Source organism: Streptomyces sp. 11-1-2 (genome assembly GCF_003595545.1).
In the GTDB taxonomy this organism is placed as follows: domain Bacteria; phylum Actinomycetota; class Actinomycetes; order Streptomycetales; family Streptomycetaceae; genus Streptomyces; species Streptomyces hygroscopicus_B.
Genome location: NZ_CP022545.1, coordinates 2239075 through 2254791, shown reverse-complemented (window position 1 = coordinate 2254791; position 15717 = coordinate 2239075). Strand labels below are relative to the sequence as shown.

At 70.2% G+C, this 15717-nt stretch carries 11 protein-coding genes and 3 pseudogenes; 13 read left to right on the top strand and 1 reads right to left on the bottom strand.

Going from position 1 to position 15717, the window contains the following annotated elements; genetic code table 11:
- Positions 1–15: 15 nt before the first annotated feature.
- Positions 16–513 carry an IS110 family transposase gene (locus CGL27_RS09230; RefSeq protein WP_240450958.1) on the bottom strand — a complete coding sequence of 166 codons (498 nt, stop codon included), beginning with the start codon at positions 511–513 and terminating at the stop codon, positions 16–18.
- Positions 514–886: 373 nt separating this feature from the next.
- On the opposite strand from CGL27_RS09230, the pseudogene CGL27_RS53420 reads away from it, so the two are divergent.
- From CGL27_RS53420 to clpB, 13 genes and pseudogenes are all read left to right on the top strand, one after another.
- A pseudogene (locus CGL27_RS53420) lies at positions 887–1110 on the top strand (transposase); the annotation flags it as partial.
- Between the two features lie 10 nt (positions 1111–1120).
- Positions 1121–1432, top strand: a pseudogene (locus CGL27_RS09220) (integrase); the annotation flags it as partial.
- 277 nt (positions 1433–1709) lie between these two features.
- A complete protein-coding gene (locus CGL27_RS09215; protein ID WP_240450418.1) occupies positions 1710–2831 on the top strand; it encodes a hypothetical protein in 1122 nt (373 codons plus the stop codon).
- A gap of 271 nt (positions 2832–3102) precedes the next feature.
- Positions 3103–3429, top strand: a pseudogene (locus CGL27_RS53415) (hypothetical protein); the annotation flags it as partial.
- A gap of 348 nt (positions 3430–3777) precedes the next feature.
- Positions 3778–4980 carry a PP2C family protein-serine/threonine phosphatase gene (locus CGL27_RS51690; RefSeq protein ID WP_240450957.1) on the top strand — a complete coding sequence of 401 codons (1203 nt, stop codon included), beginning with the start codon at positions 3778–3780 and terminating at the stop codon, positions 4978–4980.
- 13 nt (positions 4981–4993) lie between these two features.
- The gene (locus CGL27_RS51685; RefSeq protein ID WP_240450417.1) at positions 4994–5992 is read left to right on the top strand and encodes a PAS domain-containing protein; all 999 of its coding nucleotides are present in this window, start codon (positions 4994–4996) and stop codon (positions 5990–5992) included.
- Positions 5941–7362 (top strand): SpoIIE family protein phosphatase, encoded by a 1422-nt coding sequence (locus CGL27_RS51680; protein WP_240450416.1) that lies wholly within the window; start codon positions 5941–5943, stop codon positions 7360–7362. Before CGL27_RS51685 ends, CGL27_RS51680 begins: the two co-directional genes overlap by 52 nt.
- 234 nt (positions 7363–7596) lie before the next feature.
- Positions 7597–8766, top strand: coding sequence for a glutathione-independent formaldehyde dehydrogenase (locus tag CGL27_RS09200; RefSeq protein WP_119985856.1), 1170 nt, complete (start codon positions 7597–7599; stop codon positions 8764–8766).
- Between the two features lie 331 nt (positions 8767–9097).
- Positions 9098–11017: a molecular chaperone DnaK gene (gene dnaK / locus CGL27_RS09195; protein WP_119985854.1), complete on the top strand. Its 1920-nt coding sequence runs from the start codon at positions 9098–9100 to the stop codon at positions 11015–11017.
- Between the two features lie 100 nt (positions 11018–11117).
- Positions 11118–11717 carry a nucleotide exchange factor GrpE gene (locus tag CGL27_RS09190; RefSeq protein WP_119985852.1) on the top strand — a complete coding sequence of 200 codons (600 nt, stop codon included), beginning with the start codon at positions 11118–11120 and terminating at the stop codon, positions 11715–11717.
- Positions 11718–11724: 7 nt separating this feature from the next.
- Complete coding sequence (locus CGL27_RS09185; RefSeq protein WP_119985850.1) at positions 11725–12696, top strand: DnaJ C-terminal domain-containing protein; 972 nt, start codon at positions 11725–11727, stop codon at positions 12694–12696.
- Complete coding sequence (locus CGL27_RS09180; RefSeq protein ID WP_119985848.1) at positions 12693–13061, top strand: chaperone modulator CbpM; 369 nt, start codon at positions 12693–12695, stop codon at positions 13059–13061. Before CGL27_RS09185 ends, CGL27_RS09180 begins: the two co-directional genes overlap by 4 nt.
- Entirely contained in the window at positions 13052–15715 is a 2664-nt protein-coding gene (gene clpB, locus CGL27_RS09175) for an ATP-dependent chaperone ClpB (RefSeq protein ID WP_119985846.1), read from the top strand. The genes CGL27_RS09180 and clpB overlap by 10 nt, the downstream gene beginning before the upstream one ends.
- Positions 15716–15717: the final 2 nt, after the last annotated feature.

Sequence of the window (15717 nt, the reverse complement as noted above, 5' to 3'; positions counted from 1 at the left end):
TGGGGTCGGCGGCAATCAGGACGGCTTTGAGCTGGTTGATCGCCCGCGAACGGGATTTCGTCGCGGAAATCTTGGCCGTTTTGAACATGCGGATGGCCTCCACCGGGCCTCGCCGGTCTTGGCGGCGGCGGTGGCACGTCCGGAGAGCACCGCCTGGGCAGCGGCTGTGGCGTCGATCGCGTCGGTCTTGCCGCGTCGCCGCCGGGTGGCCTTCTCCGGTTGGTTGACCTCGGTAACCGCGATTCCCTCGCGGTGCGGGTAGCGCGTCAGTGCCGCGCCGTAGGAGCCGGTGCACTCCACGCCGGCCCGCTGCAGGCGGCCGAAGGTGCATGCCCAGGCCAGCGGCTGTCGGTAGCCGTCCTCGATGGTCGGAAAGCTACGGTTGTCCAGCAGGGCTCCTGTTGTTGTGGTGATCACTGCAGCCACGTGGATGTCCTTGTGGGTATCCACGCCGAGCACGACATCCTCGAGCGGTTCGGGCGTGTGGTGACGGGGACGGGTGGGCTGGGTCATGCTGGACACGGGTGCCTGTCTCCTGAGCGCTTCGGGAACACCGGTGGCCGACGCCGGGCCAGGTGTGGCGGTCAGGACTGTGACGGTGCCTGTCGCGAAGGCCCCTATCGGGACACGCCCACCGGTCCGGCGGCAACACATGCCGCCCCGAGCGGTGGTCGGCAGATCAAGCTCAGGGCATCAGGGCCAGTCGTACCTCGGGCCAGACCACCGCCCGAGGCGGCACCCGATCATCCTCACAGTCGTACCTCGTGGCCACCGCCCGGTGGCGCTTGAGGCGGTGGGTCCCGCGTCCGACCGCGTGGCGCTGCCTAACGAGCTCGTGCACGGCAGGCGGTGAGACGTCGAGCTCCCGATCGTCGCTCATGGTTGCGTGGCGGGGAACGCGACTCGTACAGCGATCATCAGCGACCGAAGGATCACGGTCCGTCGGCCGAGGTGGTCGCTGAACTCTTCGCGGAGGTGGGGCCGTTGTGGCATGAACGGCACCAGGTCAAGCTCGCGTCCAGGCCACGGAAGCGGGCGGTGGGCGCGGGCGCGAAGCATCGGCTGGTGTTCGTCGACCGGCTCCTGGCCACGCTCGTGCATCTCCGTCACGGGGCCACGCATGATGTGCTGGCCTGCTGGTTCGGCGTCGAGGCCGCGGCACCTTCTGCTGCTGGTCCGCCCCGACACGGTCTTGCGCTGGCATCGTGGCCTGCTCAGGCGGCGCCATGCCGCGGCGTGCGTGCCCAAGCGACGTGGACGCCCACGCACCATCCGCTCGATCCGTGTCCTGATCCTGCGCCTGGCCAGGGACAATGCCTCGTGGGGGTATCGCCGGATCCACGGCGAGCTCGCGGTCCTGGGGATCAAGGTCGCCGCATCTACCGTCTGGGAGATCCTCCGCGAGCACGGCATCCCACCCGCGCCCGAACGACGGAGCAGCAAGCGAGCGGCCTGAGCTGCGCGGATGATTTATCGGCACCCGCAAAGTTGAACCAGCACGAGAACTGATGATGCCGGACCGCTGATCAAGCACATTGCACCAGGTCAGCACCTGTGAAGCAGTTTTGAAGCGCTACGGGTCGGGCGTGCGTGTCGCCGCCGCCCTCCGGGAGCGTGCCGTTACCGTGATTCGGCGCGGCCCCACGGCCTCCCCCAGCACCTGCAGCTCACATCACGGAAGACGGGAGTGGGGACGCGGGCTACTCCCGATGCGGACAACGAGCAGCCGCGCGTTGTGGTGGGCCACGCCGGCGGAACTGGCGGAGGAGCTGGCCGAGGATCTGCCGGAACTGCTCGCCGAAGCCGTGAACCGAGACATCGAGTGGAGCCTGTGGGTCGTCCGTGACCCGCTGACCGCCACGTTGCACGACAGCGTCGCGATCCTCAGCGCGACACGGGAGCACAAGCTCCGGGAGAACTGGGACATCGCCGTCTGCCTCACCGATCTGCCCTTGCGCACCGACGGGCGACCACTGGTGGTCGATGTGGACGCCGAAGATCGGGTGGCGCTGGTGTCGCTGCCCGCGCTCGGTGGGATCTTCCTGCGGCGGCGGCTCCGTCGCTCCGTCGTCCGGCTCCTGAAAGATCTGATGCTCACCACGACCGGCGACGGCTCCACGCTGCCGGGCCAGGGCACCATCGGACCGATCGTTCCGGAGCGGACCGCCCCCGTGAAGCGCGTGGCGACGGACGAAGAGATTGTCGATCTGCGGATCGTGGGGTCTCCGGCGAGAGGACGCCTGCGCCTGCTGCTCGGAATGGTGCGCGCCAACGGCCCTTGGCGGCTGGTCCCCGCCCTCGCCAAGGCGCTCGCCGCCGCGCTGGCCACCAGTGCCATCGCCGTGATGAACGGGGCTGTCTGGAACGTGGCCACCGGGATCCGGGCCGAGCGCCTCGCCGTGATCTCCCTCTTCTCGGTGGCGGCCATGGTGACCTGGCTCATCGTCCACCGGCGTCTGTGGGAGCGGCCCGAAACTCCCTCCCCCCAGGACAGGGAGAAGGCGGCGCTGTACAACCTCTCCACGGTCCTGACCCTGTCCCTGGGCGTCTTGTGCGGTCTCGTCGGCCTCTATGTCGTGGACTTCGCGGTGTCCTTGTTCCTCATTGACGGCGGAGTGCTGGCCAAGCAGGTGGGCCGCTCGGCCGGACTGGGCGACTACGCGCGCCTGGCGTCGCTGGCGAGCGCGGCGGCCATCGTGGGCGGAGCCCTCGGATCCGAATTCGAGAGCGACGAAGCGGTCCGCCGCGCCGCCTACGGCAAACGGGAACGACAGCGCCGCGAGCAAGCGGAGCGTGAACGCCAGGAGGCCGACACCGCGCAGTCCGGGTAGGCGTCGGCAGCGTGGACCGATGGCCCCCGCGCATGGCGCCATGCACGGGGGCCGCATCACGAAGGTGATGCCTTAATGACTCCCCCGGCATCCCCGTGGTCCACTCGCGCGGGGCCGTCCTCAAGGGCAGGCAGACCAAGCCCTCCGCCCGGGCGGCCGACAAGGGGGAGCGGTCGGGCGGCCTTGCCCGCCGGGGAAGGGACCGCGGAGCTCAGCCGGCCTCTGACGCTTCGAGCAGGTCGCGGACCTCGTCGGCGGGGTCGCCTTCCCGATGTTCTGGCTGCTGGACACCAGGCAGTTCGGCCTGGTGCTGCTGGGCTATCTGCCGCTGATGACGGCGTTCGCCGCCAACTACGGGCCCATCGCCACGTTCCTGGCCGAGCTGTTCGGGACCGAGGTCCGCTATTCGGGTCTGTCGGTGAGTTACATGCTGTCGGGGCTCCTGGGCAGCGCCGCGACTCCCGCCGTCACCACCGCGCTGCTGGACGCGACCGGGGAAGCGGGCGTCGTGGTCGACGGAGTCGTCACCGATCTGCGGGAACCGCGGGAGATGCGGCTGCCGGTGTTCGCCCGGGGCACCAGCCTGCTCACCACCAAGAGGCACGGGCGCAGCGACGGGGTGGCGCCGGCTCAAGGAGGCGCTCGCCGCCTGGGAGGGGGCCGACAGCGGAAAGGACCCCGGGGTGCGGCCCGGGGCGGAGCTGCTGGTGCGGGCGCTGGAGGAGCTGACGAGCGCCACGATCCGGACACCACTGGAACGGGGACGTCGAGCCGGCCCGGCAGGAGTGGCGCGCTCGGCTGGACGAGGCGGAGAAACAGGTGGCCCGTGCGGAGCGCGAGGGCGCGCCCCGGCCGCCGACGGAGGAGGGCTGAGCCGGCCCCGCGGGGCGGCCGGGACGGTGGCCGCGGACGACGCCGGAGGAGAGCCCGCCGTACAGTTGCTCGTATGGTGGACGCGGATGTGCCGTCCTCGGCCGGGGCCGCCGAACAGCTGCTCGAGGAGCTGGTCAGCGCCACCCAGCAAGCCTCCCCTGCGGAGTTCCCGGAGGTCCTGAACCGTTATGCCGGGGCCATGGGCCTGGGCCGTGCCGTCGTCCATTTGATAGATCTCCAGCAGCGGCTGCTGCTGCCGCTGGCCGAGGACGAGACGGAACTCCCGGTGGATGCCTCCCTCGCCGGATGGGCGTACCGCACGGACGCCCTGCGGGTGGAGGAGGACGGCTCGGGTGGGCTGGTCGTATGGCTGCCGCTGGCCAACGGGGCCGAGCGGCTGGGAGTCCTGCGACTGCGGATGGAGTCTTTGGACGGGCTGCGGCTGTGGCGCTCGCGGGCGCTGGCCTCGCTCCTCGGCTTGGTGATCACCTCCAAGCGCACCTACATCGACACGTTCGCGCAGCGCACCCGGACCCGGCCCATGCAGCTGTCCACGGAGATGGTGCGGGCCTTTCTGCCACCACGTTCGATCGGCACCGGCCGGGTGGTCTCCACCGCGGTCCTGGAGCCCGCGTACGAGCTGGGAGGCGATGCCTTCGACCATTCGTTCACCGCGGACGTGCTGCACGCCACGATCCTCGACGCCATGGGCCACGATCTGGCGTCCGGCCTCGCAACCTCCGTGGCCATGGCGGGGTCACGCAACGCCCGGCGCACGGGCGCCGACCTGGCCTCGCTCGTCGGCGCCGTGGACTCGGCGCTGTCGACCTGGCTCCCGGATCAGTTCTGCACCGGCATCTTCACCCAGTTGCACATGCCCACGGGGGTGCTGCGCTGGTCCGACTGCGGCCATCCGTCCCCCTTGCTCATCCGCCGCCAGCGGCTGCTGGAGAAGGAACTGGAACGGCCTTCCGAGCCTCCGCTGGGGCTGCCCGCCAGCCTGGCCGCCAGTGCCCGGCAGATACACGAGGCGGCCCTGGAACCCGGTGACCGGATTCTGCTGTACACCGACGGTGTCGTGGAATCCCGCAATGAGGGAGGCGAACAATTCGGCCTGGACCGCTTCACCGACCACATCATCCGCTCGACGGCCGCTGGGCAGAACGCCACGGAGGTGCTCCGCCTGCTTATTCACGCCATCGTCGACCGCCGGCGCAACGAACTCAGCGACGACGCCACGATTCTGATGATCGAATGGTGGCCGCCGGGACCGTAAGACGATGTCCTCCGTGGTGAACGAGCCTCTCGACATGGTGTACCTGGCCACGGCCACGATGGATTCGCACTGCGTCGTGACCGGGTGGAGCGAGGGCGCCCAGCGGCTGCTCGGCTACCGGCCCGAGGAGATCGTGGGGCGAGCGGTGACCGAGCTGTGGGCCGGGGAGACCGCCGCCGAGGCGGTCGGGCGCTGCCTGGCCGGCCGGTCGAGGTGGAGCGGACGGGTGGGGCTGTGCCACCGTGACGGCCATCGGGTGGAGGCGGAGGCGCTGGCGCACCGCGTGGTGGCGGACGGCGGTGCCACCGGGTGGCTTCTGGTGTCCGCCGTCGCGCGGGAACCGCGTTCGCCCGAGGCCGACGCGGCTGTGGGGGCGTTCACCCAGGCCCCGTGCGTGCTCGCGGTCTTCGACACGGACCTGCGGCTGGTGCGGGCGAACGCCGAAATGGAGGCGGCGGCCGCCGTCACCGAGGATCGGATGCGCGGTATGCGCCTGGTCGAGTTCCTGTCGCACCCGGAGAGCGAGAAGACCGAGGAGGGCATGCGCCGCGTGCTGGAAAGCGGCGAACGGCAGGTCCTGGAGGCTTATCTGCGGGTGCCGGGGGAGAGCCGCGAGCACGCCTGGACGATCTCGCTCGCGCCGCTCAAGGACCGGACGGGCCACGTGTACGGCGTGTGCTTCGCCGCGTACGACACGACCCGCCTGCACCAGGCCCAGGAACGGTTGCTGCTGCTGAACGAGGCGGGGAAGCGCATCGGCTCCACCCTGGACCTCGCGCATGTCGCCCATGAACTGGCCGACGTGGCCGTCCCCCGGGTCGCCGATTTCGTCGGCGTCGACCTGCTCACCTTTCTCGACCAGGGTGAGGAACCCCCTCGGGCCCGCTGTCCGGTCCCATCACCATGTGCCGCGCAGCCCATCGCTCCGTCCTCCCCGGAACCCCGGAGGCCGTGGTCGGCGTGGGCGAACTGGACACCCACCCGGAGTCCTCACCGTCGGCCGAATGCCTGACCGAGGGCCGGGCCATCCTCTACCGGGTGAGCGACGAGCTCATGGTCCGGTGGGACGCCCTCGACCCGGTACGGGCCGCCCGGATCCGGGAGTACGGGATCCACTCGGAGCTGGTGGTGCCGATGCGCACCCGCGGTGTCACCCTTGGCGTGGTGTTCTTCGCGCGCCACCGGACACCGGTGCCCTTCGACGAGGACGACCTGCTGCTGGCCGAGGAGATCACGGCCCGAGCGGCCGTATGCGTGGACAACGCACGCCGCTACAAGCGCGAGCGCATGACGGCCAGGGCTCTGCAGCGCAATCTGCTGCCGCGGCGCCTGCCCGACCTGGCCGCGGTGGAGGTCATCTCGCGCTATCTGCCCTCGGAAACCTGGGCCGGCGTGGGCGGCGACTGGTTCGACGTGATCCCGCTTTCCGGCGCTCGCGCCGCCCTGGTGGTCGGCGATACCGTGGGCCGTGGCGTCGAGGCGTCCGCCACCATGGGGCGGCTGCGCAGCGCCATACGCACCCTGGCCGATATCGATTTGCCGCCCGGCGAGCTGCTCACCCACCTCGCCGATCTCGTGACCCGGCTGGCGGCCGAGGACGATCCCGGGGCCATCGGCGCCACCTGCCTGTACGCGGTCTACGACCCGGTCTCCCGCCACTGCACGATCGCCAGCGCCGGTCACCCCCCGCCCGTCGTGGTCACCCCGGACGGCAGCGCCGATATCCTCGACGTCCCCAACGGCCCGCCCCTCGGCCTCAGCACCCTGCCCTTCGAGGCGGTCGAGACCGAACTTTCCGAGGGCAGTGTCCTCGCCCTCTACACCGACGGTCTGGTCGAGGGCCACGACCGCGCGATCGACGAGGGACTGGAGGCGCTGCGCGAGGCCCTGGCCCAGCCGGGCCCGTCCCTGGACGCCCTCGGCGACACCGTCCTGCGGACTCTGCTCCCCGCCCGCCCCGAAGACGATGTCGCCCTGCTCCTCGCCCGCGCCCGGGCCCTCGGTCCCGACCGGGTCGCCACCTGGGAGATTTCCCCGGAACCCGCCGTCGTCTCCCGGATCCGGCAGGAGGTCACCGCCCGACTGATGGACTGGGGACTGGAGAAGCTGGTCTTCACCACCGAGCTGGTCGTCAGCGAACTGGTCACCAACGCGATCCGCTACGGCCGCCCGCCCGTCCGGCTGCGCCTGATCCGCGACCGCGCGCTCATCTGCGAGGTCTCCGACTTCAGCAGCACGGCACCGCATCTGCGCCGGGCCCGCGCGCTCGACGAGGGTGGCCGCGGCCTCTTCCTGGTGGCCCAACTCGCCCAGCGCTGGGGCACTCGCCTGGAGGTCCATGGCAAGACCATCTGGGCCGAGCAGGATCTCTCCGACGACTGAGCTGGGGCCGAGGGCGCTGCCCCCAACCCCCCGCCGACTGCGGTCGCGTTCGGAGTGCCCGGATGAGACCGTGGAGGACAGGGCGACTCGTCTCCCACAGCAGGCGGCACGTGCCGCCCTCGCAGCGGGGCCGCAGGACATGACGGCCGCGCCACCATCCATCCACCATCTCTCGCGGCCTGGGCCGGGTGACGGCAGTGGCGCATGCGTGTGGTGGTGAGACGAGGAGTGATCATGAAAGCAGCTGTATACGAAGGACCGCGGAACGTCACGGTCGAGGAGAAGCCCGACCCGAGGATCGAGCACCCCTGCGACGCGATCGTCAAAATCACCACCACCAATATCTGCGGCTCCGATCTGCACATGTACGAAGGGCGTACGTCGTTCGAGAAGGGCCGCATCTTCGGGCACGAGAACCTGGGGCAGGTCATCGAGGTCGGCTCGGCGGTCAGAAAGCTCAAGGTCGGCATGTATGTGGTGCTGCCGTTCAACATCGCCTGCGGTTTCTGCAAACAGTGCGAGCGCGGCTTGACCAACTACTGCCTGACCATGCAGCCGGAGCCCTCGGCTGCCGGAGCCGCTTACGGCTTCGCGGACATGGGGCCGTACCAGGGCGGCCAGGCCGAGTTCCTGCGCGTGCCGTACGCGGACTTCAACGCGCTGCGGCTGGGCGAGGACGCCGAAGAGCGCCAGACGGACTACGTGATGCTGGCCGACATCTTCCCCACCGGCTACCACGCCACCGAGATGGCGGGCGTCAAGCCCGGGGACCAGACCGTCATCTACGGTGCGGGTCCCGTGGGGCTGATGGCGGCCTACTCGGCGGTGATCAAGGGTGCTGGACGGGTGTGGGTGTGCGACTTCCACACCGATCGGCTGCGCAAGGCCGAGGAGATCGGCGCCATACCGATCGACATGCGCGAGCAGGACCCGGGCGAGGTCATCAAGGAAGCCACCATGGGGCTCGGCGCCGACAACGGCTGCGAGTGCGTCGGCTACCAGGCCCATGACCCGTCGGGCCACGAGGACGCCTCCCGCACGATGAACAGCCTGATCGAGAACGTCCGCTTCACCGGGTGCATCGGCGTGGTGGGCGTGTTCGTCCCCGAGGACCCGGGCGGCAGGGAAGCCCAGCCCCAGATCGGCGACTTCGAGGCCAAGGGCAAGGTGCCCATCGACTGGGGCCAACTGTGGTTCAAGGGCCAGAAGATCGGCACCGGCCAGGCACCGGTGAAGAGGTACAACCGCCGGCTGCGCGACCTGATCGCCGGGGGCAAGGCCAAGCCCAGCTGGGTGGTCTCCCATGAGCTTCCGCTGGACCAGGCCCCCGACGGCTATGACCACTTCGACCGCCGGGACGAGGGCTGGACCAAGGTCATCCTGCACCCGGACGGTTCCGGCTGACCCGGCGGCCGGGCGCCGCTGTCCTGGTGCCCCGAGGTCCACGAGGCCGGGGCGCATCCAGGCCGCGCCGGGCGGTCCTCTGCCCGGGCCCGGCCTGGGAAGCGCCGGTTTGCCTGGGTGTGGGTCGCCCGGTCCGAGGGCGCCTCGTACCTGTCCACGGCGCCTCGTACCTGTCCTCGGTGGCGGTCTGGGGCGGGGAAATTAGACCCCACAGGCGCAGGCGTTCATGTGCCCGCTTTGCCACCCTTGCGGCTTAGGTCCTGTAATCCTGGCCCCGTCGCCCGACCGGGCACTGGGGCGAATATCCGTGGCCGCCTCGGAAGGAGTTGCCATGGCCAAGGCAGTCGGAATCGACCTGGGTACCACCAACTCGGTGATCGCCGTGTGGGAGGGTGGTGAGTCCTCGGTGGTTCCGAATTCCGAGGGAAACCGCACCACGCCGTCGGTGGTGGCTTTCACCGACACCGGTGAGCGGCTGGTGGGGCAGTTGGCCCGGCGCCAGGCGATTCTCAACCCCAAGGGCACCATCTATTCGGCCAAGCGGTTCATCGGCCGGCACTACGACGAGGTGTCTGCCGAGGCCAGGGCGGTGGCCTACGACGTCGTCGCGGACGAGCAGGGCCTGGCCCGCTTCAAGGTGCGCGAGAAGCTGTACTCGCCGGAGGAGATCAGTGCCCAGGTGCTGCGCAAGCTGGCCGACGATGCCGGGAAGCAGCTGGGCGAGCGGGTGACCGAGGCGGTCATCACGGTGCCGGCGTATTTCAACGACGCCCAGCGCAGCGCTACCAAGGACGCCGGTGAGATCGCCGGGCTGAAGGTGTTGCGGATCATCAACGAGCCGACGGCGGCCGCTCTCGCCTATGGTCTGGACAAGAAGGGTCATGAGACGGTCCTGGTCTTCGACCTCGGTGGCGGCACCTTCGACGTATCGATTCTCGATGTCGGGGACGGGGTGGTGGAGGTCCGCTCGACCGCGGGCGACAGCCATCTGGGCGGCGACGACTTCGACCGTCGGCTGGTCGACCACCTCGCGGACAAGTTCCAGCAGGAGAACGGTATTGACCTGCGTCGGGATCCGCAGGCGCTGCAGCGGCTCTTCGAGGCCGCGGAGAAGGCCAAGACCGAGTTGAGTTCGGTGACCCAGACCCAGGTCAGTCTGCCGTTCATCACGGCGGATGCCGCCGGTCCCAAGCATCTGACCGAGACTGTGATGCGGTCCACCTTCGAGCAGATCACGGGCGATCTGGTGGAGCGCTGTCTGGGCCCGGTGCAGCAGGCGATGGCTGATGCCAAGGCGGGGGAGAGTGATATCGATGAGGTGATCCTGGTCGGCGGTTCGACCCGGATCCCGGCCGTGCAGGGGCTGGTCCGCCGGCTGACCGGCGGCAAGGAGCCCAATATGAGTGTCAACCCGGACGAGGTCGTGGCGCTGGGTGCCGCGATCCAGGCCGGGGTGCTCAAGGGTGAGGTGAAGGACGTTCTGCTGCTCGATGTCACCCCGCTGTCGCTGGGTGTCGAGACCCGTGGCGGGGTCATGACGAAGATCATCGATCGGAACACCACGATCCCGGTGCGCCGTACCGAGACGTTCTCCACGGCCGAGGACAATCAGCAGGCCGTGGACATCGTGATCCTTCAGGGTGAGCGGGAGCGGGCGGCCGACAACCGGGTGCTGGGGCGCTTCCAGCTGACCGGTATCCGTCCGGCGCCGCGCGGTGAGCCGCAGGTGGAGGTGACCTTCGATATCGACGCCAACGGGATCCTGAATGTCACGGCGCGGGACCAGGACACCGGCAAGGAGCAGTCCGTCCAGATCAGCGAGACCGGAAACCTGGATCGCGGGGAGGTGGACCGGATGGTTCAGGAGGCCGAGCGCAACCGTGGCGAGGACCAGGCGCTGCGCGAGGCCGTGGACGCGCGCAATGAGCTGGACGCTGTCGCCTACCAGGTCGAAAAGCGCCTTTCCGAGCTGGGTGACGCGGTGCCCTCTCATGAGCGGTCGCGCGCCGAGATGCTGGTCAACGATGCCCGTGAGGCGGTCAGGAACGAGGCCGGTGTGGACCGGACCAGGCCGCTGGTCTCCGAGCTCCAGCAGGTCTACGCGGGCCTGGCCTCCCATGAGACGTCCGGCGCCGGTCCGGGCGCGGGCGCGCCGGGCGGTGGGCCCGGGGCGGGCGGCGCCCAGGACACCGGGGCCGGAGGTGGTGGAGGCGATGAGGATGTCATCGATGCCGACTTCGACAAGGGCTGACCGATCCGACAAGGGCCGACCCTACGAAGACCGAACCCACGAAGCCGACCCTACGAAGACCACACGGGCCGATCCGACAAAGGCTCACTGAGAGGCCGCCATGTCCACTCAACCGCAGCAGCCCGAACCGGTGCCGGAGGGCGCCGTGACGGAGCAGGAGCGGGAGCAGGACCTGCCCGCCCCGGGCATCGCGGAGGCGCGCGGCGCGGGCGGTGAGGGCCCCGGTCCGGACGCGGCCGGCGGCCCCGCCGACGCCGAATCCGGCGAGCAGGCGGCCGCGCTGGCGGAGCTGGAGGACCGCTGGCGCCGGGCCCTGGCCGATCTGGAGAATCTGCGCAAGCGCCACTCCAGGGAGCTGGAGCGGGAGCGGGCCGCCGAGCGGGCCCGTACGGCGGCGGCCCTGCTGCCCGTCATCGACAACCTCGAACTCGCCCTGTCCCACGCCGAGGCCGACCCCGGCTCGATCGTGGAGGGCGTCAAGGCCATCCGCGACCAGGCCGTGGACGCCCTCGCCCGGCTCGGCTACGAGCGGGAGGCCGAGACCGGTGTCCCGTTCGACCCGGCCCGGCACGAAGTGCTCGGTGTGATCGAGGACCCCGAGGCCGAACCGGGCACCGTGGTCCAGGTGCTGCGCCCCGGTTACGGGAAGGCCGACAAACAGCTGAGGCCGGTGGCGGTGGCCGTGGCGAAGCGGGAGTGAGGCGGCCATGGCGCGGGACTTCTACGACGTACTCGGGGTTTCCCGGGGTGCGAGCCAGGACGAGATCCAGCAGGCGTTCCGCAAGCTGGCCCGCAAGTACCACCCGGATGTGAACAAGGACCCGAGCGCGGAGGAGCGCTTCAAGGAGCTCAACGAGGCGTACGCCGCGCTCTCCGACCCGAAGACCCGTGCCCGCTATGACCGGTTCGGCGAGGACTTCCGCAAGGTTCCCGAGGACTGGGAGGAGCGCGTCGGCGCCGGTGTCGGCGGCGGAGGCGGCGGATTCCGCGGCTGGACGACCGCCGGCGACGGGGACCGGGTGCGGTTCGTCCGTGGCTTCGGCGAGGACGCCGGGGGCGGCGGAGTGGACTTCGAGGACCTGTTCGGCGCGTTCTTCGGTGGCGGCACGGGGGGCCGGGGCGGAGGCCGCGTCGACATCCCCGGAGCCGACCAGGAGGCGGAGCTGCCGCTCACCGTCGAGGACGCCTTCCACGGGGGCCGCCGCGGCGTCACCCTGGCCGGGGCCTCGGGGCAGCAGCGCAGCTTCGAGGTCGACGTCCCGCCCGGCGTCGTGGACGGGCAGCGCATCCGGCTGGCCGGGCAGGGCGGCCGCGGCACTGGTGAGGCACCGGCCGGGGATCTGTATCTGCGGGTGCGGATCCTGCCGCATCCGCGGTTCCGGCTGGACGGCCGGAACGTCCACGTCCACCTTCCGGTGGCTCCCTGGGAGGCCGCGCTCGGCGCGACGGTCCCGGTGCCCACGCCCGGCGGCACCGCCAAGGTGACGGTCCCGCCCGGGTCCTCCAGCGGCCGCAAGCTGAGGCTGCGCGGTGAGGGCATGCCCAACCCCCGCGGTCCGAACGGCGACTTGTACGCCGAGATCCGCGTCATGGTGCCGCCCGAACTCACCGACCGGGAGCGGGAGCTGTTCGAGGAGCTGGGCCGCACCTCCTCCTTCGACCCCAGGAGGGAGCGATGAGCAGCCACGCGCGAGGGAGCGTCACGGTCACCCGGTACGCGCCCGTCCCGTCCGTCCACTACGAGCTGGTGCCCGCGCGCAGGCTCTCGCTTGAGACCGTGGCCCGTCGCACCGGGCTGCACCCCGACCTGGTGGCGAGGTTCGTCGCCCTCGGCCTGGTCGACGCCGAGCGTGACGCCGCGGGGCGGCTGGTGTTCGCCCCCGACGCCCCGGCGGTGCTGGGCCGCGTGGAGCGGCTGCACGCGGGAATGTGCCTGAACTATGCCTCCATCGGTCTGGTGCTCGATCTGCTCGACCGCATCAGCCTGCTCGAAGCCGCACTGCGCCGCGGTGGCGCGAGGAGTGAAGAACCGCCATGGACATGAACCGCCTCACCCAGAAGTCCCAGGAAGCCCTCCAGAACGCCCAGACCACCGCGATGCGGTTCGGGCACACCGAAGTCGACGGCGAGCACCTGCTGTTCGCCCTCCTCGACCAGCCCGACGGTCTGACCCCGCGACTGGTCACCCAGGTGGGCGCCGACCCGGAGGCGATGCGCTCGATGCTGGAGGCCGAGGTGGCGCGCAAGCCCAGGGTCACCGGCCCGGGGGCCGCACCGGGGCAGGTCTTCGTCACCCAGCGGCTGTCCCAGTTGCTGGATGCCGCCGAGCAGGAGGCCAAGCGCCTGAAGGACGAGTACGTGTCGGTGGAGCACTTGGTGCTCGCGTTCACGGAGGAGGGGTCCGGCACCGTGGCGGGGCGGGTCCTCAAGGAGCACGGTGTCACCCGGGAGTCGTTCCTGGGGGCCCTGACTCAGGTCCGCGGGAGTCAGCGGGTCACCTCGGCCAATCCTGAAGTGGCGTATGAGGCGCTTGAGAAGTATGGCCGGGATCTGGTGCTTGAGGCTCGTTCGGGCAAGCTGGACCCGGTGATCGGCCGGGATGCCGAGATCCGCCGGGTGACCCAGATCCTCAGCCGCAAGACGAAGAACAACCCGGTGCTCATCGGCGACCCCGGCGTCGGCAAGACCGCCATTGTCGAGGGCCTGGCCCAGCGCATCGTGCGCGGCGACGTACCCGAGGGGCTGCGCGACAAGACCATCTTCGCCCTGGACATGGGCTCCCTGGTGGCCGGCGCGAAGTACCGCGGGGAGTTCGAGGAGCGGCTCAAGGCCGTACTCGCCGAGGTCAACTCCGCCCAGGGCCGGATCCTGCTGTTCGTGGACGAGCTGCACACCGTGGTCGGTGCCGGGGCCGCCGAGGGCGCCATGGACGCGGGGAACATGCTCAAGCCGATGCTGGCCCGCGGTGAGCTGCACATGATCGGCGCGACCACCCTGGATGAGTACCGCAAGCACATCGAGAAGGACGCCGCGCTGGAGCGCCGCTTCCAGATGGTGCTGGTGGAGGAGCCGAGCGTGGAGGACACCATCTCCATCCTGCGGGGCCTGCGCGAGCGGCTCGAGGTCTTCCACGGCGTCAAGATCCAGGACACCGCCCTGGTCTCCGCCGCCACCCTCAGCCACCGCTACATCAGCGACCGGTTCCTGCCGGACAAGGCCATCGACCTGGTGGACGAGGCATGCGCCCGGCTGCGTACCGAGATCGACTCCATGCCCGCCGAACTGGACGAGACCACCCGCCGGGTCACCCGGCTGGAGGTCGAGGAGGCCGCGCTGGCCAAGGAGACCGACCCGGCCAGTGGGCAGCGGCTGGCCGAGCTCCGTCGCGAACTGGCCGATCTGCGTGCCGAGGCCGACGCCAAGCACGCCCAGTGGGAGGCCGAGCGGCAGTCCATCCGCCGGGTGCAGGATCTGCGCCGGGAGCTGGAGGAGGTGCGCCGCGAGGCCGAGGAGGCCGAGCGCGCCTACGACCTCAACCGCGCCGCGGAACTGCGTTATGGCAGGCTCCAGGAGCTTGAGCGCAAGCTGGCCGCCGAGGAGGAGCAGCTGGCCGCCAAACAGGGTGCGCACCGGCTGCTGCGCGAGGTGGTCACCGAGGAGGAGATCGCCGACATCGTCTCCGCCTGGACCGGCATCCCGGTCTCCCGTCTGCAGGAGGGCGAACGGGAGAAGCTGCTGCGCCTGGACGAGATCCTCCAGGAGCGGGTCATCGGCCAGGACGAGGCGGTCAAGCTGGTCACCGACGCCATCATCCGGGCCCGCTCGGGCATCCGGGACCCGCGCCGCCCGATCGGCTCGTTCATCTTCCTGGGCCCCACCGGCGTCGGAAAGACCGAGCTGGCCAAGGCGCTGGCCGCCGCGCTCTTCGACACCGAGGAGAACATGATCCGCCTGGACATGAGCGAGTACCAGGAGCGGCACACGGTCAGCCGGCTGGTCGGCGCCCCTCCGGGATACGTCGGCTACGAGGAGGGCGGTCAGCTCACCGAGGCGGTGCGGCGCAAACCGTACTCGGTGGTGCTCTTCGACGAGATCGAGAAGGCGCACGCCGATGTCTTCAACACCCTGCTGCAGGTCCTGGACGACGGCCGGATCACCGACGCCCAGGGGCGGCTGGTGGACTTCCGCAACACCGTGATCATCATGACCTCCAACATCGGCTCGATGCATCTGCTGGACGGCGTCACCTCCGACGGAGAGCTCAAACCGGACGCCCGGGGCCTGGTGATGAGCGAGCTGCGCGGCCACTTCCGCCCCGAGTTCCTCAACCGGGTCGATGACATCGTGCTGTTCAAGCCGCTCGGCGAGCCCCAGATCGAACGGATCGTGGAGCTGCAGTTCGACGAGTTGCGCAAACGGCTGGCCGAACGCCTGATCGCCGTCGAACTCAGCCCAGAAGCCCGGAAGGTCATCGCCCACGAGGGCTACGACCCGGTCTACGGCGCCCGCCCACTGCGCCGCTTCATCTCCCACGAGGTCGAGACCCTCATCGGCCGCGCCCTGCTGCGCGGCGATGTCGAAGAAGGCGCCACCGTCAAGGTCGACGCCCAACACGGCGAACTCGTGGTCACCTACGAACAGCCATCGGGCGAGCACGTCGAGGAGCGAGCCCGGCAGGAAGTCGGAGAGGCGGCGTGACC